Annotated in this window: 16 protein-coding genes; 3 read left to right on the forward strand and 13 right to left on the reverse strand. The window is 43.9% G+C overall.

Annotation, left to right across the window (positions count from 1 at the left end):
• Positions 1-77: 77 nt before the first annotated feature.
• Positions 78-266 (reverse strand): hypothetical protein, encoded by a 189-nt coding sequence (locus BJP34_RS18805; RefSeq protein WP_070393660.1) that lies wholly within the window; start codon positions 264-266, stop codon positions 78-80.
• Positions 267-688: 422 nt separating this feature from the next.
• On the opposite strand from BJP34_RS18805, the gene miaB reads away from it, so the two are divergent.
• Positions 689-2,035 (forward strand): tRNA (N6-isopentenyl adenosine(37)-C2)-methylthiotransferase MiaB, encoded by a 1,347-nt coding sequence (gene miaB, locus BJP34_RS18810; protein ID WP_070393661.1) that lies wholly within the window; start codon positions 689-691, stop codon positions 2,033-2,035.
• Between the two features lie 320 nt (positions 2,036-2,355).
• On the opposite strand, the gene BJP34_RS18815 is transcribed toward miaB, so the two are convergent.
• Positions 2,356-2,778, reverse strand: coding sequence for a hypothetical protein (locus BJP34_RS18815; protein WP_070393662.1), 423 nt, complete (start codon positions 2,776-2,778; stop codon positions 2,356-2,358).
• A 257-nt stretch (positions 2,779-3,035) separates the two neighbouring features.
• Here BJP34_RS18815 and BJP34_RS18820 point away from each other — a divergent pair, with 257 nt between their 5' ends.
• A complete protein-coding gene (locus tag BJP34_RS18820; RefSeq protein WP_070393663.1) occupies positions 3,036-3,461 on the forward strand; it encodes a solute carrier family 23 protein in 426 nt (141 codons plus the stop codon).
• Positions 3,462-5,035: 1,574 nt separating this feature from the next.
• Here the strand turns inward: BJP34_RS18820 and BJP34_RS18825 are convergent.
• On the reverse strand, positions 5,036-5,803 hold the full coding sequence (locus BJP34_RS18825) for a DUF928 domain-containing protein (protein WP_070393664.1): 768 nt from the start codon (positions 5,801-5,803) through the stop codon (positions 5,036-5,038).
• Between the two features lie 214 nt (positions 5,804-6,017).
• Here BJP34_RS18825 and BJP34_RS43700 point away from each other — a divergent pair, with 214 nt between their 5' ends.
• Positions 6,018-6,182, forward strand: a complete 165-nt coding sequence (locus BJP34_RS43700; RefSeq protein ID WP_158517304.1) for a hypothetical protein — start codon at positions 6,018-6,020, stop codon at positions 6,180-6,182.
• Positions 6,183-6,198: 16 nt separating this feature from the next.
• Here the strand turns inward: BJP34_RS43700 and BJP34_RS18835 are convergent, their stop codons facing one another.
• The 10 genes from BJP34_RS18835 to BJP34_RS18870 all read right to left on the reverse strand — a co-directional run bounded on the left by BJP34_RS18835 (position 6,199) and on the right by BJP34_RS18870 (position 24,196).
• On the reverse strand, positions 6,199-8,100 hold the full coding sequence (locus tag BJP34_RS18835) for a CHASE2 domain-containing protein (RefSeq protein ID WP_070393666.1): 1,902 nt from the start codon (positions 8,098-8,100) through the stop codon (positions 6,199-6,201).
• Between the two features lie 3 nt (positions 8,101-8,103).
• Positions 8,104-8,751: a response regulator transcription factor gene (locus BJP34_RS46050; protein ID WP_070393667.1), complete on the reverse strand. Its 648-nt coding sequence runs from the start codon at positions 8,749-8,751 to the stop codon at positions 8,104-8,106.
• A gap of 230 nt (positions 8,752-8,981) precedes the next feature.
• Positions 8,982-9,161, reverse strand: a complete 180-nt coding sequence (locus BJP34_RS40190) for a hypothetical protein (protein WP_149031052.1) — start codon at positions 9,159-9,161, stop codon at positions 8,982-8,984.
• Between the two features lie 36 nt (positions 9,162-9,197).
• Positions 9,198-11,285 (reverse strand): ShlB/FhaC/HecB family hemolysin secretion/activation protein, encoded by a 2,088-nt coding sequence (locus BJP34_RS18845; protein WP_229423929.1) that lies wholly within the window; start codon positions 11,283-11,285, stop codon positions 9,198-9,200.
• 184 nt (positions 11,286-11,469) lie between these two features.
• Complete coding sequence (locus tag BJP34_RS18850) at positions 11,470-14,415, reverse strand: filamentous hemagglutinin N-terminal domain-containing protein (RefSeq protein WP_149031053.1); 2,946 nt, start codon at positions 14,413-14,415, stop codon at positions 11,470-11,472.
• Between the two features lie 513 nt (positions 14,416-14,928).
• On the reverse strand, positions 14,929-17,466 hold the full coding sequence (locus BJP34_RS18855; protein WP_070393669.1) for a filamentous hemagglutinin N-terminal domain-containing protein: 2,538 nt from the start codon (positions 17,464-17,466) through the stop codon (positions 14,929-14,931).
• A 72-nt stretch (positions 17,467-17,538) separates the two neighbouring features.
• A complete protein-coding gene (locus BJP34_RS49100) occupies positions 17,539-17,670 on the reverse strand; it encodes a hypothetical protein (protein WP_267876313.1) in 132 nt (43 codons plus the stop codon).
• A 133-nt stretch (positions 17,671-17,803) separates the two neighbouring features.
• Positions 17,804-19,447 (reverse strand): hypothetical protein, encoded by a 1,644-nt coding sequence (locus BJP34_RS18860; protein ID WP_070393670.1) that lies wholly within the window; start codon positions 19,445-19,447, stop codon positions 17,804-17,806.
• Positions 19,440-19,796 carry a hypothetical protein gene (locus BJP34_RS18865; protein WP_070393671.1) on the reverse strand — a complete coding sequence of 119 codons (357 nt, stop codon included), beginning with the start codon at positions 19,794-19,796 and terminating at the stop codon, positions 19,440-19,442. Before BJP34_RS18865 ends, BJP34_RS18860 begins: the two co-directional genes overlap by 8 nt.
• An 11-nt stretch (positions 19,797-19,807) precedes the next feature.
• The gene (locus BJP34_RS18870; protein ID WP_070393672.1) at positions 19,808-24,196 is read right to left on the reverse strand and encodes a CHAT domain-containing protein; all 4,389 of its coding nucleotides are present in this window, start codon (positions 24,194-24,196) and stop codon (positions 19,808-19,810) included.
• Between the last annotated feature and the right edge of the window lie 11 nt (positions 24,197-24,207).

Raw genomic sequence — 24,207 nt, forward strand, 5'->3', positions numbered from 1 at the left:
ATTTACCTGATAAATTTACCTGAACTGTAGTTATCAATTCCAGCAGGATATAGCCAATTGTTTAATGATAAATGCTTTCAATTTAAACAATCAGAATTCTCTCGCCGTCCGCTTCCTGGAGGACAACTTTCTTCCTGGACAGCTAGTAATTGCTGGTCAACGGAATCAGACTGGTATCCCTGTGGAGAACTAGACTCACCTAGGTAAAAATTAATACCAACAGTAACTAGTAGAGTAGATAACAAGATATAGCTTTGAAAACCCATTGTGGTGACCTTGCTCAAAGTTTCTACTCATTACTTCAAAACTTTTCCAGCACAATCAGCATAAATTTTAAATAAAAACTCAATTAATCAAAAAAAGAGTAAAAACAATAAAACTAGCAAAAAAAACTATCTTAACTTAATTAGAATCCAATAAAAACGATGATTTTAGGGATATATATAAATAGCTTTATATTTAAAATAAGTGTATTTACGGATATGATTAGAGAGTCAAGCAAGGTAAAGCAAGCAGATCAAACTTCTGGTTAATAAAATGTTGATTAGAGAAAAATGCTGCTAACTATCTATAGGTTTTGTCTAGGGGCGTAATTGACCTTTGCCATAGGGATCAGAAAAAGGAGTAGGTCTGAAAATCTATAATTAGAGGAGATCCCCTGATCCAATCCTTAGCTGTGTAACGTAAGATGACCTCATTTCCCCGCCGCTACCATATCACCACTTTTGGCTGCCAGATGAACAAAGCCGACTCCGAGCGGATGGCTGGAATCCTAGAAGATATCGGCTTCCAGTGGTCAGAAAATCCCAACGAGGCTGACTTAATTCTCTACAACACCTGCACCATTCGAGATAATGCTGAGCAAAAGGTTTATTCCTACCTAGGAAGACAGGCAAAGCGCAAACACCAACAACCAGACCTGACCTTGGTAGTAGCTGGTTGTGTGGCACAACAGGAGGGAGAAGCACTGCTGCGGCGAGTTCCAGAAGTTGATTTAGTCATGGGACCGCAACACGCCAATCGTTTAGGGGATTTGCTAGACCAGGTATTTGATGGCAACCAGCTAGTTGCTACAGAACCAATTCATATTGTTGAAGACATCACTAAACCAAGACGGGACAGCAGCATTAGCGCCTGGGTAAATATAATTTATGGGTGTAACGAACGCTGCACCTACTGTGTAGTCCCCAATGTCCGAGGTTTAGAGCAATCCCGTACTCCAGAAGCGATTCGGGCAGAAATAGAGGAGTTAGGACGGCAAGGCTATAAGGAAGTCACCCTCTTGGGACAAAATATTGATGCTTACGGACGTGACTTACCAGGGGTGACTGAATCGGGGCGGCATCAGCACACCTTGACAGATTTACTGTATTATGTAAGCAATATACCGGGGATTGAGCGGCTCCGCTTTGCTACCAGTCACCCCCGCTACTTTACAGAACGGCTGATCCGTGCCTGTCACGAGTTGCCGGAAGTGTGCGAACATTTCCACATTCCTTTCCAATCTGGGGATAACGATATTCTCAAAGCTATGGCACGGGGCTATACCCACCAGAAATATCGCCGTATTATTAATACCATTCGGGAGTATATGCCCGATGCTTCGATTAGTGCAGATGCGATTGTGGGCTTTCCTGGGGAAACGGAAGCACAATTTGAAAATACCCTAAAACTAGTAGACGATATTGGCTTTGACCAGCTCAATACCGCTGCCTATTCCCCTCGTCCTGGTACACCAGCAGCATTGTGGGACAATCAGCTCCCTGAGGAGGTCAAATGCGATCGCCTTCAACGTCTCAACCACCTAGTTGCGATAAAAGCAGCTGAGCGATCGCAACGTTATCTGGGACGGATTGAGGAAGTGCTGGTGGAAGACCAGAATCCCAAAGACAATACTCAAGTCATGGGCAGAACCAAAGGAAATCGTCTCACGTTCTTCTCTGGGGATATTAATCACCTCAAAGGTGAGCTAGTTCTAGTTAAAATTACTGAAGCCCGTGCCTTTAGCTTAACTGGTGAGCAAGTAGAGGAATAGGGAATTAGGGAATCGGGAGTCGGGAGTCGGGAGTCGGGAGTCGGGAGTCGGGAGTCGGGAGTCGGGAGTTGGGAGTCGGGCGGGGGTAGGTAAACTAGCCTGATCAGGTAGTTTACCTACCCCCTTAAAAATAGAAACTGAAACTATAGCAGTAGAAGTAAAGGTTTTGACATAATTTCTGTTCCCTATTCCCTATTCCCTGTTCCCTGTTCCCGATTCCCGATTCCCGATTCCCGATTCCCGATTCCCGATTCCCGATTCCCGATTCCCTTTAAACCAAAAACTATGTCCTAAACTATACTTTCGCGCTTAGTCGTTTCCTAATCTTCCCGCTGGAAGAAGCAAACCACATCCCGTATGTAAAAATCGTTATAGAGGTCACCAGCAGAGGGATTTGGTAAATCTACGGCCTCAACCTCCAGCTCATTATCGCCATCCTTCAGGATGCCAGCACCAATGTTAATGATTTGGGTAAACCAATGCTTCGGATTAGCTCCCTCGTAGGAGTAGATCTTCCCTACACTTTTACCATTGATTTTGACCTCTGCATCACTGTCGGTTGCTGTCAATCCTTTAACCATCAACATCAGGATGGCAGCGCCGCCCTTGTAGCGTCCCTCTGTGTTGAAAGTCTTTTTCCAGAGGCTAGCACCACCATCGCCAATTCTGCGATTGATATCTCCCTGGATCACCACAAAGTTACCGGTGACTAGTTTAGTAGACGCAGTTGCTTTCTGTTCCATAGCTTGTTGCCTTGTTGTTTGTAATTATCAACTTATATCAAGTTATAAGCTAGTTGTTTGGAATCTTATCAGCTTCGGTGGGTAATGTCCCTTGAGGAATTACTGAATCAATCCCGAGTTATTATATGGGATTATTTCCATGGTTCCCCACTCAGTTCAGTGTAAGATAACCTTTAAGCAGCGGTGCAACCCCGGCGCGAGGTTTCAACGCCCACGGGAATGCGCACCAAGAGAATTGACAAAAGCGTCAGCAACTTATGAGTGAATTCACCGAAGGGATGGCTATTAGTGTAGCAATGGTTTCTCTATTAGCCACCATGCTAACTGCAATTTTAGGGCGGGGTTTTTTACGATTAGTTCCGATTTTGATGGGGATAGGAGTCGGTTATCTAGTAACTTTACCGTTAGGGATGGTGGATTTTACACCTGTTAGTCAAGCTCCTTGGTTTCAAATTCCTGAATTTACCACACCCAGTTTCAGTTTACCTGCAATTTTATTTATTGTACCGGTTGCGATCGCTCCTGCCATTGAACATATTGGCGATGTGTTAGCCATTAGTTCTGTGACTGGAAATAATTATCTTCGAGAACCCGGTTTACATCGCACCCTGTTAGGGGATGGGTTAGCAACAATATTGGCGGCTTTTGGAGGTCTGTCAGGGGTGACAAGCAGCTCAGGATAATTACCCTTAATAAAAATCTCCCTATCTCCCTATCTCCCTATCTCCCTATCTCCCTATCTCCCTATCTCCCTATCTCCCTATCTCCCTATCTCCCTATCTCCCTATCTCCCTATCTCCCCATCTCCCCATCTCCCCACACCTCCCACCCTCTCCTGAATAATTATGGCTATTCAACCAGACTTGATATTACTGGGTGTGGGGTGTGGCCGAGAGAGCCGCACTGTGAGCAAAAAGGCACCTATAAATGACTAGGTGCCTTGAGCAGACCAAAAACTATCAACAACTATTGAAGGAATCGGAAACAGTAGTCCATGCTTGTCTCCTCGACTAACTGTTCCCTTACTTAATACAATAAAAGAATGAAACAGGTAATGCATTCACGTTTTCTGCTAACTTACTTGCCAAGTTGAGAAATAGCAACTGCACAATTACGCTATCATGATTGCTGAAAACTGCAAAGCTTGCTTCGAGGTTGTATATCGGTGTTAGCTTTCACTATCTGATTGACTGACAAATATGCGTCGATGTAGGTTGAGTTGAAGTATGAAACCCAACCACGACAAGGGATGGCCTTGGGTGTCCTCTCTCCACCCAATCTACGGGATTTCAAGAGCTTCCAAAACTTTGGTCAGTCAACTACATCTAAGTTAACCCACCAAATTTTAATTTGTCACCTATTTTACAGTTTACCCCAAAATGCCCGGAGAGCCGCACTGTTAACAAAAAGGCACCTATAAATGACTAGGTACCTTGAGCAGACCAAATATAAACTATCAACAACTATTGAAGGAATCAGAAACAGTAGTCCATGCTTGTCTCCTCGACTAACTGTTCCCTTACTTAATACAATAAAAGAATGAAACAGGTAATGCATTCACGTTTTCTGCTAACTTACTTGCCAAGTTGAGAAATAGCAACTGCACAATTACGCTATCATGATTGCTGAAAACTGCAAAGCTTGCTTCGAGGTTGTATATCGGTGTTAGCTTTCACTATCTGATTGACTGACAAATATGCGTCGATGTAGGTTGAGTTGAAGTATGAAACCCAACCACGACAAGGGATGGCCTTGGGTGTCCTCTCTCCACCCAATCTACGGGATTTCAAGAGCTTCCAAAACTTTGGTCAGTCAACTACATCTAAGTTAACCCACCAAATTTTAATTTGTCACCTATTTTACAGTTTACCCCAAAATGCCCGGAGAGCCGCACTGTTAACAAAAAGGCACCTATTGACTAGGTGCCTTGAGCAGACCTACAACTATTAATAACTATTGAAGGAATCAGAAAGAGTCGTCCATGCTTGTCTCCTTGACTCACTGTTCCTTTAAATACAATAAAAGAATTAAATAGGTAATGCATTCACGTTTTCTGCTAACTTACTTTCCAAGTTGAGAAACAGTAAATGCCTAATTATACTATGACTATTGCTGAAAACTGCAAAACTTGATTTGAAGTTGTCTATCGGTGTTAACTTTCACTATGGTGGTAAGCATTCAGCTGTCAGCTGTCAGCTATCAGCTGTTGGCGTAGCCTGCGCGTAGCGCATGAGCTAAATGCTTACACTTAACTTAGTTACAAACGGGCTTTCCGTTCTATCTCTAAAATCTGCTTGATTCGCTCACTCTTTTGGCTGGCATAGTGTGAATTTCCAGATGCCTCGATTTTTGCTAAATCAGTTAAAAGATTTAGCTTTAACTCTCTATGTCTAGCATCGTCACCACAAGCCACAACTTCACCGAAGGCATTATACCAGAAACCTCTTTCAGCATAGATATCTGCCCTATCAACGGGGTTAGTGGCTGCAGCAAGGGCTATTTTTAAATCTGGTGACTTTTGAACGATATCGATATAAGCTTGGGCTATGATAGCACTCGATGGATGATTGGGTTCACAGATAATGACCACTTGCCAAAGATATCTCTGTCCCACGGATAAGCCTAGTTCATCCTCTGATAGTGAGTGAGTCATTATTCCTGGTGTTGTTTGCAATTCAATATTTTGTATGGGTTGGGGATGCTCATTTACATCATCTTGATAAAGCTGAAATTTCATTGGCAATGCTTCAGCATCCGGTACAAACCAAGCAAAGGTTGGGTGAGTCGAAACAGTTTTTCCAATATGTTCCTGAGGAGCTAGTGTAGTTAAGTTTGCTTGTCCATTCTTAGAACATCCTCCCCTGGTACCGCTAATAATTGTAGGTTGTTCGGGATGAGATGGCTCAGAAGGTGGTTTATAGTCGGCTAGGGCTACAGTTGTCATCCCTAAAAATAGACTAACCACACCAATAGTCAATCGGTGATTCTCTAAGCAATGGTTGAGTAACTGAAATCTTCTCTTCATTAACTTACCCTCTAATTATGCCAACAGCATAAAATTAAAAATTTAAAATTGCCATTAATAAATGATTAAAAGCTATCAGCTATCAGCTATCAGCTATCAGCTATCAGCTAAAAGCTATCAGCTATCAGCTATCAGCTATCAGCTATCAGCTATCAGCTATCAGCTATCAGCTATCAGCTATCAGCTATCAGCTAATATAGCGTTTATAGAACTCATGAGGTACACATTATTTTTTACCTCTTCCCTCTTCCCTGCTCCCTGCTCCCTGCTCCCTGCTCCCTGCTCCCTCTTCCCTGCTCCCTGCTCCCTGCTCCCTGCTCCCTGCTCCCTGCTCCCTGCTCCCTTTAAACCAGAAATTTGTACCTCACAAGTCGTATAATTGCTATATATAATACCTAGTTTAAAAACCAAAATCGACCTTTTTTAACAGACCAAGTGAGTTCACAAACTCTTCCTTTAGGAGACAAAGATGACCGCTTAAAACTTCCCCCTAGCTGTCGCGCTAGTGCTCTAGCTTGTTTAGTTCCCCGACCTCCTGAACGCTTAGATTTCTTGGGTTGAGATGATGAGCTAATGCCCAACCCATTATCTTGAATGCGAATAATATTCATACCTTCGATTTGGGTGCAGGTGACTTTCAGACGAGTTACCCCTTTGGCATATTTACCGACATTGCACAATGCTTCTTCCATAAATCGACACAATCCTCGCTTCTGTTCGATACTTAATGGCGGACTATCGATTGGATCAAATTTTATAATTTTTACCTGAATGGTTTCAAAGCAAGGAAAGTTTAAGGCTAGGGTATTGCTATAAACTTCATAGAGAATCTCGTGAGTGGGTTGCTGCAAATCTAGGTCTAAATCAATCCCGATGTGGATACTGCTATCTTCGGTTAGGGTTTCTCGACGCACTGATTCATAAACTGCTCTGAGTTCTTGGTTTAACTGTTCTAGTTGAGAGCGCAATTGGTCATGAGATAAATCCTGATCTTGAGTGCAGCTGAGTATCCTAGCTAAGGTTTGTAATGGTCCATTATGAATGATGTCAAAGGTATAATCAATCATATATTGGCGTTCATTTATGCGGGATTTTAAGGTTTGGTGGTATAGATAGAAGGCATTGATGCTGACACCATTGACAGTTAAAACGAACCAGGTTGGTACTACAGGTATCCACCAACCCCAGATCAGGAGCAAATAACTTAGTCCCACCAAACTAATCCCAGCAACACTAACACTCAATAGATTATGTCGCGGTGTCTTAGTTAGTCTAGCGAGGCTAATACCCAGAAACCCCCAAACCATAATCCATATATATTCCCAGCTATCTGACCAAACCCTTAACAAGGGTCGTCCATCGAGAACAGCACTAATGATTTGACTAACTGTATGAGCATGCACTTCTACTCCAAACACTAATCCAGGAGTAGAGCTAGGGATAGCAGAGACATTTACAATATCTTTAGCGCTATGGCTAGTGATACCAATCAGGACTATGCGATCGCGAATCCAGCTTGGATCAATGTTGCCAGTTTGGATATCGTTGAGGGATACGATCCGAAACGGTTCTCGAGCATTGCGAAAATTAATTAGGATCTGATTTCCCCCAGCATCGGCTCTGACATAGCCTCCGGAATTGGGGCGAAAGCGAGTGAGTTCCGTAGTACCAAACTGCATGGCTATTGGGTCATCAGTGCCATTGGTTAGGGAAATTCCTTCTTTAGATAAATACGCTTTTGCTAGCAGTATAGCTAGAGAAAATTTATACTCTCCTTCGAGATTTGAAGTTCCTAGTAAACTGCGCCTGATGTGTCCGTCAGCGTCAGGTATCACATCGGCAAAGCCAACTTGTTCGGGGGGTAAAGTGGGTGGTGGATTAATGGTATTGCCATATTGGTCAGGTAAGGCTTTTTCAATGCCAATCACGGTTTTGATAGCCTGAAATGCTGCGACTAAGTCAGTGTAACCAGGATCAACGGGTAAATCTCTGACGATGTCAATACCAATAGCTCTAGGCTTATAGGTTGCTAGTTTTCTCAGCAGTGATGCTAAGTCTCGATCGGGTATGGGATAGGTACCTATGCCTTGGATGTCTTGTTCATTAATACCAACAATCAGAATTCTTTTATCAATAGATTCTTCAGGACGCCAACGGAGAAAACTATCGAGAGCAATCAATTCTAGACTTTGCAGGAAGCCAGTGAGGCGAAATAGGATTACTAGTCCGATCACGACTAGTCCTGGAATAAATCCTACCCGCCAGGTTTGAATTTCCTCCTCAGTAAAACGTTTCATGTCTCAATCGATTAGACCGACTTCTCTTGCCCGCTTCTCGGTTTTAATGCGAATATTTTCACCGGGTTTTGGATAAACCCCTAAAACGTCTTGAACTTTAGTCCAATAGTTACGCACCGTGCGCTCGGAGATTTGCATCCGCTGAGCAATGGTTCTATCCTGTAATCCTTCTTCAAAGGCTAAGGTTAGAAGTTCTAACCATTCGGATTTGATTTCCAAGCCTTTGCGCATCCCTTTGGGGGTGTAAATCAATCCCTGAAGTGACCAGTCAACTTTGATTAACATTTCTTTCTGGGGCAGGCTTTTATCGACGATGGTAAAGCCTCCTTCGTGTTCATTAATAGCAGGTTTTAAACGGATTAAGGCTTTGATATTAGCGCTTTGAACAACTATATTGAGGGTAGGGTATAGTTTCATTAATGTTTTGAGGAGTTGAATTCCCGTATCGGTTCGGGCAGTATCTCCCTGCTGCTTCGGAATGGAAAGATCGGCAACAACTAAGTCAGGGGATAACCTCTCTACATAGTCTTGAGCTATCTGGGCAGTTTTAGCCGTAACAATTTCTGCCTCTGGGTATTGCTTTTGCAGTTGGCTCACGGTTCCTTCTAAAACCGATTCGTGGTCGTCAATGACAATAATTTTTGGTTTCATAGTTAAGTCTACTGGTTATAGCGCTAAGGGCAAGGCAATAGGCAATAGGCATGCTAGCAATAGGTGATTATAATAGCTTTTGCTGCTTTTATAAATGTCAACCACCCACCTTAATACGTAGTGCTATATTTGTTGTGTTTTTTTTTGAGATGATTTTTAATTTGTTATTTATCATTATGAATTTACCCTTTTTAATTTTTAATTATTAATTTTTAATTTTACTGGATGCCTTAAGCTAATATGCATTTAAGTTTCAGATCGCGACCCTTGTGCAAAAACCGGTCTACCATCTCCCCATCTCCCCATCTCCCCATCTCCCGATCTCCCCATCTCCCCATCTCCCGATCTCCCGATCTCCCCATCTCCCGATCTCCCCATCTCCCCATCTCCCGATCTCCCCATCTCCCCATCAGCCCCCATTCACAATTTAAATGGGTGAGAGCTAACTAAAAGGGCTGGTAGTCTACGGTAAAGTAAATGCCATTGTCTTGCAGTGAGTCCCCCGGATTATCTACCCCGATCAGGGGAATACCATAGTCGAGACGGAGATTAAATCCAGATCCGATCTGCCAACGTAAGCCTAATCCTACACCAGCAATGGTGGCAGGGTTGGGTTGAATCCCTTGATTATTCCAGGTTGTACCGATTTCAAAGAAAGGGGTTAATTGTAGTCTGGAGTCTGAGGTGAGCATAATACGTGCCTCTACTCCCCCCAAGATGCCATTATCAGCAATGATTTGATTTTGTCGATAGCCTCTGACGGTATCTCTACCACCTACACTGAACTTTTCTAGGGATAGTAAGGAATCTGGGGTGAGTTGAGTATTAATTCGGCTGATCAGCAGAATAGATGGTGATAATTGCTCGACCCACTGAAATTGTCCGACCCAGGTAAAGAAACGCCCATCAGGACTTGAGTCACTAATGGTGGCATCAAAGGCATCAATTCCTAGACTAAACTGGGAGCGGGCGGCTAATACTCGTTCTGGACTGCGCTTGACCCAATCTTGAAACAGCCGAATTACTGTGACCTTGGATGTACCATCTGCGGTTGCTTCAGAGAAGGACAAGGGAATGTCATCGAGTATAAAGGTTTGTCGGTGACGCAGGTCTAAGCCTAAGCCCACAGCGAATTCAGTCTCTGGCGATCGCAATAAGGGCTGACGGAAACTGAGGGAATAGTTCTGGGTTTCACCTCTAATGTTTAAATCCTGGAAATTCTCGGAAACAAGGCGATTCTCACTATTGCTGTAGCCCAAGCTCAGGGTTCCTTTACGAGCATTGATGGGGATGGTATACCGAATATCGTAAATGTCGAGTCCTTCGGTTAGACCGTATTCCCCACGAATGCGATCGCCAAATCCGAATAGATTATCATGAGCAGCAAATACACTGACTTGGGTTGAACCAATACTGGGAGAACGGTTGTTTTCTGTCTTGACACCGGTGTGAAAGGCTGGGGCTTCTTTTAGTGTCACCTGTAATATATTACGACCGGGAGTGCTCCCTGCGGTCAATTCCACGTTCACTCGTTCGATTAAGGGGTCTAGCTGCAGCAGTTGCAGTGCTTTGACTAGACGTTGCTGATTTAAGGGTTTAGTAGTGGCAATTTCTAGGGGACCAAGTACATAGTCAGGTCGCAGACGGTTTAATCCATTCAGTTCAATTCGTTCTAGCTCACCCTCAACAACCTGTATTTGCACAGTGCCACTGTCCAGTGCTTGATTATTGAGTAAAAATGCACCAGAGGTAACGTAACCGTTGTTAATATACAGTTGAGTAATTTTAGAGCGCAGTTCAATTAAATCTTCAAAGGTGACTTCCTGGTTTTCAATCTCTTCAATTAATTCTGTAATCTGTTCTTGTAAAACGGTGTTACCGAGCACTTCTACAGTTTTGACAAGGAAACGCTGACCGGATGAAGCGATAAGATCAACTCCGGTAGCATCGGTTGGATATAAAGATTTATAGGGCTTACGAAGTTTAGTTGGTTTTGCCCCCCTAACCCCCCAATTTTTCGGTGCGACCCGTGGCGAATTAAATTCGCCAACGGAAAGCGCACCGGGAGGGGTAATGATTTCAAAGTCCCCCGCCCCCCTAACCCCCCAATACTGGGGGGAATTAGCGGATGCTTCGCTTTTTGACAGAGGGGGATTTAGGGGGCTTTGCGTAAGTCTTGATTTATATCGAAAATCTTGACAAATACGCCAAAACTCTCTCCCTGTCTCTCCCTCTCCCTGTGTTCCTATTAATTCTGACCCGATGTTTTCAACGGGACATCTAACCTTAGGTGGCGGTCGAGTAGAAGTAGCTTGAGCAGTAGATTCTAGTAGCGATGACCCAGATGCGGAGGTAATCGGAAGGGGTGAATTAGATGAATTAGGAATCGTAGATTGAGCCATCCCATTTAGAGCTGAGATTACTAATATAAAAAAACTTAAACTAGAAACACCAAAACCTGCCTTTCCTTTCAGGGCGTACGCCTTTGTTGGTGGCTGCCACATGCCATAGCGTGGCCGTAGCGCAATCGCCATCAATCTCCTTTTTAGATAAACAATCATGAAAGTAGCGAGTGGGGGGAACCCCCAAGACCGTAATGGTGCGTTTTCCGTAGGCGAATTAAATTCGCCACGGGTCGCACCTCTGCATCGCTTTACGTAAATTCTTGTCCACTGTTCCCAGATCCGCTGTTCCCTGTTCCCGACTTCTGCAAGAAGTCTATTCTACACACTCCCGACTCAAAACTAGTCGTCCATCTGCCAGTCGATATACCTTTTGAGGTTCTACAATCGGATCACCGATTTGCCAAGGGCGATCCGGTTGGGTGCTGGGGCTAGAGCTACCATCACTGGGTATGGTGCGCACTGTGCCAGTGGCAAAGGGTGAAATCTTACCACTTCCTGGAGCGGGAGGTAAACCACCATTGCCAGTAATGATCAAGCTACCTGGTTGCTCCCGACTGCGGAAAATGCAGCTATTGGACAGCAAAGTAGTGGTGTCAATCTGATTGTCTGGTAAGAAGGTCAGGCTATTTTCGATCACTCTGGCGTCGATAGTGGTGCCAATCCGTCCTCCATCCAAAACCAGTAACTGTTGTGTATTAATCTTTAAGGAACCCTCCTTTCCGGTTGAGTCTTCCGAAGCTTGGGCAAATATACCGCTGGGAAACTTACCATCGGGGGATTTCCCAATGACTTGCACCGGTTCTTTGGTTTCTATGGTCAAAGAACCCCCATCTCCTTGTGCAAAGGTACTGACGCTAATCTGTGCTCCATCCTTAACTAGTAACTGTTGTGTCTTAATAATCAAGGAACCCCCCTTTGCGGTTGAGTCTGGATTAGCTTGGGAAAATATACCGCTGCTAAACTTACCATCTGCTGAGACACCAATGACTTGCACCGATTCGGAGGCATTGATGGTCAAAGAACCCCCATCTCCTTGTGCAAAGGTACTGACGCTAACCTGTGCTCCATCCTCCACCAGTAACTGTTGTGTATTAATCTTCAACGAACCTGCATTTCCTGTTGAGTCTGGATTAGCTCGGCTAGTTATGAGGCTGGGAAAGGTATCCTCGCCGGAGACGCCAATACCAATGACTTTCACCGATTCTTTGGCCGAGATGGTCACATTACCTGCATCTCCTTCTTTAAAGGTATTGGCAGTAATCTGTCCTCCATCCTCCACCAGTAACTGTTGTGTATTAATATTCAAGGAACCCCCATCTCCGGTTGAGTTTTCATCAGCTCGGGTAGTTATGAGGCTGGAAAACGTATTTTCGCCGGAGACACCAATACCAATGACTTGCACCGATTCTGAGGCATTGATAGTCACATCACCTGCATCTCCTTTTCCAAGGGTATTCGCAGTAATCTGTCCTGCATTTTGAAGCAGTAACCGTTGTGTATTAATATTCAAGGAACCCCCATCTCCGGTTGAGTTTTCATCAGCTCGGGTACTGATGCGGCTGGGAAACTTATCCTCGCCGGAGACAACAATACCAATGACTTGCACGGATTCTGAGCCATTGATGGTCACATTACCTGCATTTCCTTTTCCAAAGGTACGGGTACCAATCACTGCTCCATCTCTGACAATAACCGACTCAGCCTCAATCGTAATTTCACCCCCTTTACCTGAACCAGATGTATCACTGGTAGTATCACTGGTGACGAGAAAGCGATCGCTCAACAAAATCTCTTGCTTTGCCACCAGCTTGATTTGACCCCCCTGCCCAGGACCGGAAGTATCAGCGAAAATCAAGCCCTGATTATCAGTCACACTATTAGTACCAATCAGGATGATATCAACACCGGAGTCAATAATCACATCCCCAGCATTTTCTACTGTATTGCTGGTATTAATTGTGGTTATCTCAATCGAACCAGTCACAGCGGAATTGGGTTGGTATTGATTGGTGATAAACACCTGACCATTGGGCGGCTCAATAATTACCTCGCCAATCTTAATAGTTGCCGTGGTCGGAGCAGCCTCCGACAACACCAGTTGCTCAGGGATGGAATTGCCAGGAATTGGCATCGGGTTCCCGATAGCTGTGGTGCCAGCCCTAATATCTAGGGTCGGGCGAGTACTACCATCTATTGATATGGTGGTGTCATCGGATAGGGTGACGGTTTCCTGAATATTATTTGCGGGATCAGAGCCTGTAATCTTGACCTTATCAACCGTTACCGAACCACCGGCGAAAATGTGTAGGGAAGCACCGTCATAATTCTTAAAACTGACATCCCCCGCTGAGCGAATAATCGGGTCATTGGGACTTGACAAATCACCCAAAGTTCCATCTATTTCCTCAATCGAAAAATTTCCTCCACTCCAATAGTGGGTATCCCCTCTAATTGGGCTACTGGAACGCAACACCATATCCCCTTGTGAAAACAACCCACTATCGGGATCACTCAAAGCCAATATATCTATGGTTTGGTTACCCTCAAGCAATAGTTTTCCCCCAGCTGCTGCCACAAAAGGTAGGGCTATGCTATCGCGCACTTTCAGGGTTTCCATGGCCGATAGGGTCAAATTCCCCCCAGCTGATAGCTGACCCTGTAAATCTAGATTCAATCCCGACAGAGTTAAATCTTTCCCCACTGCCAAGGTGCCAGTATTGATAATATTCCCTGACACCAAGCCGACCTGATTAAAAAATAATGCTCCTGGATTAATGGTTAGTAAACGGCTAGTTTCGGGTTGAGTAGCACTAAAATAGCCATCGTCTCCCCATGCGATCGCATTCGCAGTACTTCCTACAAATGAACCCTGCACATCCAAGCTGGCGTTCGCTCCAAATATAATCCCATTGGGATTGAGTAAAAACAGGTTAGCTGCGCCATCTACTCCCAAGGTTCCTTGAATATCGCTGGGATTCATTCCGGTCACCCGCGACAGAATATTCTCAATGCCAGCTGGATTAGCTAAATAAACCCGCAACCCTTCTCCCACATTGAATTCTTGAAAACTGTGGAATAGGTTAACTCCCCGTTGAACTCCTCCTTCAATTAATTCTGCTGGCAATCCCTTTACAGAAGCGTCAGGAATCACAACTGTTCCATTAGCTCCCAAGGTATCATCTGGTACGATATTGCTCTGAGCATGGGCTTGATTAGTAGTAGATGGAATAAAGTGCGATAGTGTTAATGAACTTGCCATCCCTACTGTACTTACCAATCCCAATTGCCAAGACCGACTCCGCCTGGTTTGCCTGATCACCGCACCCATCCTTTCACAAGTAAGTGATAATTTTGTGGCTAAACTTATTATCTATCAAACGGCTTACCAAGCTTCATTAATGTTACTTTTGTTTGTAAAACTTAATTGACAAAATCGGCCAAAATAATTGCAATTATCTGCAAAATTGATTGCATAAAACGGCAATATAGCCTTTTTATTTGAGGTGTGAAACTAGGATGGATTGGGGAGCATGTCAAATTTGTAATTAGGTACATAGATCCCCCCTAACCCCCCTTAAAAAAGGGGGGAATTAGATGGAAAAGTCCCCCTTATTAAGGGAAACGGGGGATCTGAATCAGGGATTAACAAAACTGACATGCACCCGATCGATTGTAAAGGGGAATAGGTAACTTCGGCATAACCAGTAATATAGAAAAACCCAAGCTTTGAGGTGATTGGCGAAGAGTATGATCACATTAGCTAGTGCAGGAATTATTCTACACACTCGCGACTCAAAACTAGCCGTCCATCTGCCAGTCGATATACCCGTTGAGGTTCTACAATCGGATCACCGATTTGCCAAGGGCGATCCGCTTGGGTGCTGGGGATAGAGCTACCATCACTGGGTATGGTGCGCACTGTGCCAGTGGCAAAGGGTGAAATCCTACCACTTCCTGGAGCAGTGGGTTTTCCACCGCTACCAGTAATGATCAAGCTACCTGGTTGCTCCCGACTGCGGAAAATGCAGCTATTGGACAGCAAAGTAGTGGTGTCAATCTGATTGTCTGGTAAGAAGGTCAGGCTGTTTTCGATCACGCTGGCGTCGATAGTGGTGCCAACCCGTCCTCCATCCTCAAGCAGTAACACTGGTGTATTAATCCTCAAGGAACCCCCCTTTCCAGTTGAGTCTTCCACAGCTTGGTCAAATATACCGCTGGGAAACTTACCATCGGGGGATTTACCAATGACTTGCACCGATTCCGAGGCATTGATGGTCACATTACCTGCATCTCCTTGTCCAAAGGTAACGGCGTTAACCTGTGCTCCATCCTTAAGCAATAACTGTTGTGTATTAATAATCAAGTTACCCCCATCTCCGGTTGAGTCTGGATTAGCTTGGGCAAATATACCGCTGCCAATCTTACCATCGGCGGAGAAACCAATGACTTCGACTAATTTCGAGGCATTGATAGTCACATTACCTGCATCTCCTTCTGCAAAGGTAGTGGCGCTAACCTGTCCTCCATCCTTAACCAGTAACAGTGGTGTATTAATCTTCAAGTCTCCCGCATCTCCTGTTGAGTTTTCATCAGCTCGGGTACTGATGAGGCTGGGAAACGTATTCTCGCCGGAGACATCAATACCAATGACTTGCACAGATTCTGAGGCATTGATGGTCACATTACCTGCATCTCCTTCTCCCAAGGTACGGGCAGCAACCACTCCTCCATCTCTGACAGTAACTGACTCAGCCTCAATCGTAATTTCACCCCCATTACCTGAACCAGATGTATCACTAGTAGTATCACTTGTGACCAGAAAGCGATCGCTTAACAAAATCTCCTGGTTTGCCACCAGCTTGATTTGACCCCCCTGCCCAGGACCGGAAGTATCAGCGAAAATCACGCCCTCATCTTTAGTATTAGTACCAATGAGGATGATATCTTTACCAGAGTCAATAATCACATCCCCGGCATTTTCTACTGTATTGCTGGTATTACTGGTATTAATTGTGGTTATCTCAATCGAACCAGTTACAGCGGAATTGGGTTGGTATTGATTGGTCAAAAACACCTGACCATTGGGCGGCTCAATCATTATCTCGCCAATCTTTATATTGGCTGTGGTTGGAGGCTCCGACAAATCCAGTTGATGAAGAGTGGGATTGCCAGTAATTCCGCTGGGGTTACCGATAGCTGTGGTGCCAGCCCTAATATCTAGGGTCGGGCGAGTACTACCATCTATTGATATGGTGGTGTCATCGGATAGGGTGACGGTTTCCTGAATATTATTTGCGGGATCAGAGCCTGTAATCTTGACCTTATCAACCGTTACCGAACCACCGGCGAAAATGTGTAGGGAAGCACCGTCATAATTCTTAAAACTGACATCCCCCGCTGAGCGAATAATCGGGTCATTGGGACTTGACAAATCACCCAAAGTTCCATCTATTTCCTCAATCGAAAAATTTCCTCCACTCCAATAGTGGGTATCCCCTCTAATTGGGCTACTGGAACGCAACACCATATCCCCTTGTGAAAACAACCCACTATCGGGATCACTCAAAGCCAATATATCTATGGTTTGGTTACCCTCAAGCAATAGTTTTCCCCCAGCTGCTGCCACAAAAGGTAGGGCTATGCTATCGCGCACTTTCAGGGTTTCCATGGCCGATAGGGTCAAATTCCCCCCAGCTGATAGCTGACCCTGTAAATCTAGATTCAATCCGGAAAGGGTTAAATCTTTCCCCACGGCCAAGGTGCCAGTATTGATAATAGTCCCTGACACCAAGCCGACCTGATTAAAAAACAATGCTCCGGGATTAATGGTTAGTAAACGGCTAGTTTCGGGTTGAGTAGCACTGAAATACCCATCTTCTCCCCATGCGATCGCATTCGCTGTACTTCCGACAAAGGAACCCTGCACATCCAATCTGGCGTTCGACCCAAATATGATTCCATTGGGATTGAGCAAAAACAGGTTGGCTGCTCCATCTACTCCCAAAGTGCCTTCAATCTGCGAAGGATTCATTCCGGTCACCCGCGACAGGATATTCTCAATGCCAGCTGGATTAGCTAAATAAACCCGCAACCCTTCTCCCACATTGAATTCTTGAAAACTGTGGAATAGGTTTACTCCCCGTTGAACTCCTCCTTCAATTAATTCTGCTGGCAATCCCTTTACAGAAGCGTCAGGAATTACCACTGAACCATTCGCTCCTAAAGTATCATCTGGTACGATATTGCTCTGAGCATGAGCTTGATTACTAGTAGATGGAATTAAGAGTGACAGTGTTAATGAACTTGTCATTGCTACTGTACTTACCAATCCCAATTGCGAGCACCGATTCCGCCTAGTTTGTTTGATCAAAGCACCGATTCCTTAACAAGTAAGTAATAATTTTATGGCTAAAATTATTATCCCTAAAACAGGGAGCAGGGAGCAGGGAGCAGGGAGCAGGGAGCAGGGAGTAGGGAGCAGGGAGCAGGGAAAGCGCACCTGATAGTTATACAAAGCGCCGTAAGTTAATAAGGCAACCTACAGCTATATAGCGCTTTTTAGCCTAATCAGGTACACAGAATTTTCGCCCTGTTCCCTCTTCTCTATTCCCTATTCCCTGTTCCCTGTTCCCTGTTCCCTTTAGTAGTCATTTTGATACCAATTTGAGAAATCGATCCATAATGAACGCAGCAATTAAACCAACTCCCACATGAACTAGCACAAATACGACACTGTATGTCAACCAAGGTGTAACACCAGCGGTGGGGAAATCTAAGGATTCTTTCGAGTATAGTTGGGCGATAACAGACTCTATTGGTTTAGCATCGGTTTGGGAAGAAATACCACTGACCGCTAAACCAGTACCGACCAGGGTAATCCAACGTTCTAAATTTTTTTCTCGTTTTTCAGCAGCTTTCTGTTCCTGATGCCGAATTGACTCTAATTGTTTTTCTCGGGCTTGATCAGCCTTCTCCTTATCTCTGAGGGCTTTTTCCAAAGCGCGATCGCATTCTGCCTGTTCAATGTCCACAATGCCTCGGATACTACCAAGCATCTGGTCAAATAGTTGCTGACCGGGTTTGAGATAATTCAGGTCGGTTTGAATCTGTTTTTCAAACCGTTTAGTTCTTTGGTTGAGGAAGTCTTCCAAAAACTTGATACTATCGTCTTCGAGACTATGTTCACGGATTTTTTCCAGCCAGTAGTCATAGTTGTGGGCATTGGTAGCGATCGCATTTTTGTGATCCTCCATGTCTCGCAGATAACCAGCATAGTCAAAGGTCTTGGATGGCATCTCGGTCAGTTTCTGCTTCAGTTGCTCTAGCCGTGTTTCTGGACGTTGCTGAATTGAAGTATCAATGGGCGATCGCTTAGTTTTGGTCAAGCCCCCTAAATCCCCCAATTTTGGGGGACTTTGAGAGTTTTGTTCCCCTCCCGGTGCCCTTTCCGTAATGCCTGTTTCTCCCTTCGTTGCCAATTCCTTGAAACCTTTAACCTCTTGTTCCAGTTGCCCATAGAGTGCTCTAGTTTGGCGATAACACCAACGGGCTTCATGATAAGCAAACAGGATTTTACTGCGACAGCACAACAGATGGAAAAATGACAAGGACGTCTTTTCAACCAGCTTTAAGGTTTCTGGGTTACGGTTTAACCAGACCAGAAGGTGACATTGCTCCGTTGGTTTCTCTTTACCGTTGTCATAGGCAAATATTGGGCTACCAAATAACTGCCCAGATGCCATAAACTCGGGTTTTTGGTCGGTTCCCTGGAAAAAACCATCCACACAGGCATTGGCTAACGTTCTATCATCCTCGGGAGTGCCCACCGGTTCCCCATAGAGCACTAAGGTTTGTCCCAAGGAAGCTTGAATGGTGCTGGCTAGGAGGCACCCTTGGGGATTGAAGTGACTAAATTGACTGGCTGCAATGGTATTCTGGCAAGACAGGGTTAGGTCAAGGGCATAAGTGTCATGAATTTTAACCGGATAGACCTGGACTATTAGAGCAGAGCCTGCTAGTTGCACTGGTGCAGTGTAGGTTAAGGGAGCATTCCCTGGGAGTAACTCTAGGTAATGGCTTGCGATCGCTGTTTGGCTTGGAGAGGATTTTATTTTTTCCGGTAAAGATTTCAGGTCTGGGATACCTAGGGGTTGGCTGAGGTTAGCACAGTGTTGCCACAACCGATCCGCATCCGGTCGCAACTGTTCCAGTTCTTGGCTTAAGTCTTGGCAGAGATGGAAAGCATAAAGGGTGACGCTGGGGTTTTTGAGTCGCAAGGCAGAATCAGTCATCAGCGGGAGTGTTGGGTTCGGGGTTTTCTGGGGGAGAACTCTGACGGAGAGCGTTGATTAGTTCTTCTTTTAAGTTCTTTTCATTTTCAGCTTTAGTTTCAGGAGTGGGGACAGTGCCTCCAGGTCCCTTCTCCGGAATTGTTTTACTAGCAAGTAGGGGCATCAAAGTATTATGAATGTCTGAGTAAGAAGCACACCATTGAGTGATGCCATCGACTAGCTGTTCGGTATCATTTGGTAATGAGGTAATTAATCCTTCGAGTTCCGTTCGTTCTGAGTCTTTAAACAACTCAGGTTGGGTGTCCAGTAGTTGTTTGAAAGCAGATAAAAATTGATTTTCTAATGCCATAGTCTTAACTCCTATTTACTAATCGCACAGAATGCCGCCCAATGAAATGGTGCCTCAAAGGGTTTATCGTTGTTATTAAACTTGTGAAAATTAGCCTTAGTTACGTATTTCTTATAAAAAGCCAAAGGCAAATTATCAATGTATTCCTCTAATTCTTCTTTGGTACTATCCCGCAGCCAGATTTGCGCTTGGTTAAGGGCAACTGCTAAAGGTATCTGCTCTCGTAGATTCTGATAAAATTTAATCATCAACAATGCTGTGGATAAATCGTCTACCTTCCACAAGCTACTAACTACTGCTGGACTACCGGCAACTAGGAAACCACTGGGTAACCCAATGTATTCATCGCTGATGTTCTTAAAGTCGATTAATCCCGTTTCACAAGCGGAAAGGGTGACCAGGCGACATTGTTCTAGTTGTAACTCAAAGACTTGATCGATAGTCAGACATTGCTCTAGGTCAAAGATTTCCTCGTCACTTATCCGTAAATAGCGCTCTGAATTCGGTGCAGCAGATGCCGATTGATGGGCATTGGCCAGAATTAGAGCGGATTTCCGTGGTTCTTGGTAATTAAAGTAACCGTGACAGCTAAAATGTAAACAGTGGTAACTGTTGAGAGGGTTCCTATCGATGGCAGCTTTGGTGGCATCGTTTTCCACAAGAATTTCTGTATCTGGTGCTGGATTGAAGTAGCGTTTAACTACGTCTACCTCGATAGGAGTGTAATCTAAATCATCAGTAGGGTTTTGAACTGCAAACAGGTGGGTAAAGTCAGGGCGTTTTCTGGTTTTAACAAGTTGGAGTAGTTGGCAACTAGGGGCGTAACTTACCCCTGCTGGAAACCGATCCATCAGAATTTTAGGTTTCCCTTCTCCTTGTTTACTGGTAATTGGTAATGCATGAAGGGGCAACAAATGTAAAAACCGATGGGGAATTAAAATTAAGCGATCGCATTCTGGGGGAATTTGCTTAATGATGTGATCAATGGATAGAATATCAGCCAGCTCATGTAGGCGGTTACTCAGGTCGTTTTGCCAATCAGATGTTTCGGTGTAATAGCTTAGCAGATATTCATTTTTCCAATTTTCCAATTTGTCTAAGTCTTCTAACTTAGAATGCCAAACTAGATTGCGGGTAAAGATGAACGTGAGCAGCTTATCCCTTATAATATAAAACTCGACAATGGCAGTGTGGTCATCTAAATTGTTCTGAAATTGCTCAAAGTTAAAGCCAGAACCGATAGGTAAATATTGGTCTTGTAAATCATTGCGCTGTTGTCGCAATTCTTGAAGACGTTGTGCAAGGGCGGTTATATTTTCAGCTTTGCCCTGTTGGATTTGGTTCTGACCTGCCGCTATTTCATCCCTGTATTGTTGTAGTTGAGTACCAACATCTACAGGAAAGATGGTTTTCAGGTCACGGCGGAGAATCTCGTCAACTAAATTCCCGGTTTTGCTCCGTTCAACATAGTTAATTGCTTCTGTGATTTTAGTTAAGGCTAGGCAAGTTTCGACCATGCCTTGATAGCTTCGGTGGTACCTTTCAGCTAGTTTAGTCTTGTATTCTTCTTCTCCAGAACCAGAAATAATTTCATCTCGCAGGAATTCTACGGTTTTAATGGCAGCATCAAAAGCCTTGTAAGCTTCCCGGAAATTTTGAGCATCTTGGTAAGCAACACCAAGGTTATTGTTAGTATTTAGATAGTTTTGGGGCAATGCCTCAAAGGTATAAACTCTTAGAGCCTGTTGATAACAAGCAATGGCTTGTTCTCTATTCTGTGCTTTCTCACCTACGATTCGCGTAAAGTAAGTAATACCGAGATTGTATTGTGTCTTTGCCCACTCAATCGGAAATTCCTCAAAGGTAAAAACTCTTAGAGTTTTTTTGTAACCAGCGATCGACTCTTCTATATTCTGTGATTTCTCACCTTTTATTCGGTCACCGTAAGCATTACCGAGACTACCTTGGATCAATGACCAATCCCTAGGAAATGCCTCAAAGGTAAAAACTCTTAGAGCCTGTTGGCAACAAGTGATCGCTTCTTCACTATTCTGTGCTTCATCACCTTTTATTCGGTTATTGTAAGCAATACCGAGATTAGTTTGTATCCTTGCCCACTCAATCGGAAATTCCTCAAAGGTTCTAACTCTTAGAGCTTGTTTATAACAAGTGATCGCTTGTTCACTATTCTGTGCTTCATCACCTTTTATTCGGTTATTGTAAGCAATACCGAGATGATTTTGTGTATTTGCCCAATCATCAGGAAATGCCTCAATGGTTCTGATTATAAGAGCCTGTTTGTAACAAGCGATCGCTTGTTCACTATTCTGTGCTTTCTCCCCTTTTATTCGGTTACCGTAAGCATTACCGAGATGATATTGTGTCCTTGCCCAATCATAAGTAAAAGCCTCAAAGGTATAAACTCTTATAGCTTCTTGGTAACAAGCGATGGCTTCTTCTATATTCTGTGCTTTATCACCTTTGATTCGGTTATAATAGTAAGCATTACCGAGATTATATTGTGTCCATGCCCATTGTTGGGGAAATGCCTCAAAGGTTCTAACTCTAAGAGCCTGTTGGTAACAAACTATGACCTGTTCTATATTCTGTGCTTTTTCTCCTTTTATTCGGTCATTGTAAGCCACACCGAGTATGCATTGAGTCCATGCCCATTGTTGGGGAAATGCCTCAATGGTATAAACTCTAAGAGCCTGTTGGAAACAAACTATGACCTGTTCTATATTTTGTGCTTTCTCCCCTTTTATTCGGTTACTGTAAGCACTACCGAGATTACCTTGTGTCCTTGCCCAATCAATCGGAAAAGCCTCAAAGGTTCTAACTCTAAGAGCCTGTTGATAACAAGCGATCTCATCTTCAATATTTTTGGCTTTCTCCCCTTTGATTCGGTCACGGTAAGCAAAACCGAGATTAGTTTGTGTCCGTGCCCAATCCCTAGGAAAAGCCTCAATGGTATAAACTGTTAGAGCCTGTTGGTAACAAGCGATGGCTTCTTCTATATTCTGTGCTTTATCACCTTTTATTCGGTTATAATAGTAAGCATTACCGAGATTATATTGTGTATTTGCCCAATCCCTAGGAAAAGCCTCAATGGTATAAACTCTAAGAGCCTGTTTGTAACAAGCGATGGCTTCTTCTATATTCTCTGCTTTATCACCTTGGATTCGGTTACCGTAAGCATTACCGAGATTATATTGTGTATTTGCCCATTGTTTGGGAAAATCCTCAAAGGTTCTAACTTTTAGAGTTTCTTGGTAACAAGCGATTGCAACTTCTATATTCTCTGCTTTATCACCTTTTATTCGGTTATAATAGTAAGCATTACCGAGATTACCTTGTGTATTTGCCCAATCAATCGGAAAAGCCTCAATGGTATAAACTGTTAGAGCCTGTTGGTAACAAGCGATTGCAACTTCTATATTCTCTGCTTTATCACCTTTTATTCGGTTATAATAGTAAGCATTACCGAGATTACCTTGTGTATTTGCCCAATCAATCGGAAAAGCCTCAATGGTATAAACTGTTAGAGCCTGTTGGTAACAAGCGATTGCAACTTCTATATTCTGTGCTTTATCACCTTTTATTCGGTCACTGTAAGCAATCCCGAGATTAGTTTGCGTTCTTGCCCACTCAATCGGAAAAGCTTCAAAGGTTAATACTCTAAGAGCTTGTTTGTCACAAGGTATAGCCTCTTTAATATTCTGTGCTTTCTGACATTTTATTCGATTAAGATAAGCAATACCGATAATAGTTTGTGTCGATGCCCAAGCAATAGTAAATGCCTCAATGGGTCTGACAGTAAGAGCCTGTTGGTAGCAAGTGATCGCTTCTTCAATATTTTCTACTTTCTGACCTTTTATTCGATCACGGTAAGCATTACCGAGATTATTTTTAGTCAATGCCCAATCAACCGGAAAAGCCTGACGGGTGCGTACTTCTAAAGCTAATTGGTAGCTAGCGATCGCTTCTTCTATATTCTGTGCTTTCTGACCTTTTATTCGGTCATAGTAAGCAACACCGAGATTATTTTGTGCCGATGCCCAATCATAAGGAAATGCTTCACGGGTGAAAACAGTTAGTGTCACTTCATAGCCAGTGATAGCAATTTCCATATTGCTGGCTTTGTAACCCAAGGGGAATTGCTGAATTAGAGTGCTAAAGTTAAGAATAACTGCTGCTAGGGCCTTTGCTTCATCTGGTTTCGCTTCCGCCAGCCTAGTTGTTGCCCAATCCCGCAAGTTTTCTGCTAACTTATGATTAAATTTGTCTATATTTCCTTCCAGTAATGGGTAAACTACCTGCTCATCACCCCTACTGTCTGCGGTTGCTTGTAGTACCTGTAAGAGAAAGTTAAGTTGGGCATCAGATGTGTTGTCAGCCATTGCCATCCACT

Origin of the sequence: Moorena producens PAL-8-15-08-1 (assembly GCF_001767235.1) — a bacterium.
Taxonomy (GTDB): Bacteria; Cyanobacteriota; Cyanobacteriia; order Cyanobacteriales; family Coleofasciculaceae; genus Moorena; species Moorena producens_A.

Excerpts from the sequence above, each read along its gene's own strand:
- BJP34_RS18805 (WP_070393660.1), bottom strand. The coding sequence starts at position 266 with ATGGGTTTTCAAAGCTATATCTTGTTATCTACTCTACTAGTTACTGTT.
- miaB (WP_070393661.1), top strand. The coding sequence starts at position 689 with ATGACCTCATTTCCCCGCCGCTACCATATCACCACTTTTGGCTGCCAG.
- BJP34_RS18815 (WP_070393662.1), bottom strand. The coding sequence starts at position 2,778 with ATGGAACAGAAAGCAACTGCGTCTACTAAACTAGTCACCGGTAACTTT.
- BJP34_RS18820 (WP_070393663.1), top strand. The coding sequence starts at position 3,036 with ATGAGTGAATTCACCGAAGGGATGGCTATTAGTGTAGCAATGGTTTCT.
- BJP34_RS18825 (WP_070393664.1), bottom strand. The coding sequence starts at position 5,803 with ATGAAGAGAAGATTTCAGTTACTCAACCATTGCTTAGAGAATCACCGA.
- BJP34_RS43700 (WP_158517304.1), top strand. The coding sequence starts at position 6,018 with ATGAGGTACACATTATTTTTTACCTCTTCCCTCTTCCCTGCTCCCTGC.
- BJP34_RS18835 (WP_070393666.1), bottom strand. The coding sequence starts at position 8,100 with ATGAAACGTTTTACTGAGGAGGAAATTCAAACCTGGCGGGTAGGATTT.
- BJP34_RS46050 (WP_070393667.1), bottom strand. The coding sequence starts at position 8,751 with ATGAAACCAAAAATTATTGTCATTGACGACCACGAATCGGTTTTAGAA.
- BJP34_RS40190 (WP_149031052.1), bottom strand. The coding sequence starts at position 9,161 with ATGGGGAGATGGGGAGATCGGGAGATGGGGAGATGGGGAGATCGGGAG.
- BJP34_RS18845 (WP_229423929.1), bottom strand. The coding sequence starts at position 11,285 with ATGGCGATTGCGCTACGGCCACGCTATGGCATGTGGCAGCCACCAACA.
- BJP34_RS18850 (WP_149031053.1), bottom strand. The coding sequence starts at position 14,415 with ATGGCAAGTTCATTAACACTATCGCACTTTATTCCATCTACTACTAAT.
- BJP34_RS18855 (WP_070393669.1), bottom strand. The coding sequence starts at position 17,466 with ATGACAAGTTCATTAACACTGTCACTCTTAATTCCATCTACTAGTAAT.
- BJP34_RS18860 (WP_070393670.1), bottom strand. The coding sequence starts at position 19,447 with ATGACTGATTCTGCCTTGCGACTCAAAAACCCCAGCGTCACCCTTTAT.
- BJP34_RS18865 (WP_070393671.1), bottom strand. The coding sequence starts at position 19,796 with ATGGCATTAGAAAATCAATTTTTATCTGCTTTCAAACAACTACTGGAC.
- BJP34_RS18870 (WP_070393672.1), bottom strand. The coding sequence starts at position 24,196 with ATGGCTGACAACACATCTGATGCCCAACTTAACTTTCTCTTACAGGTA.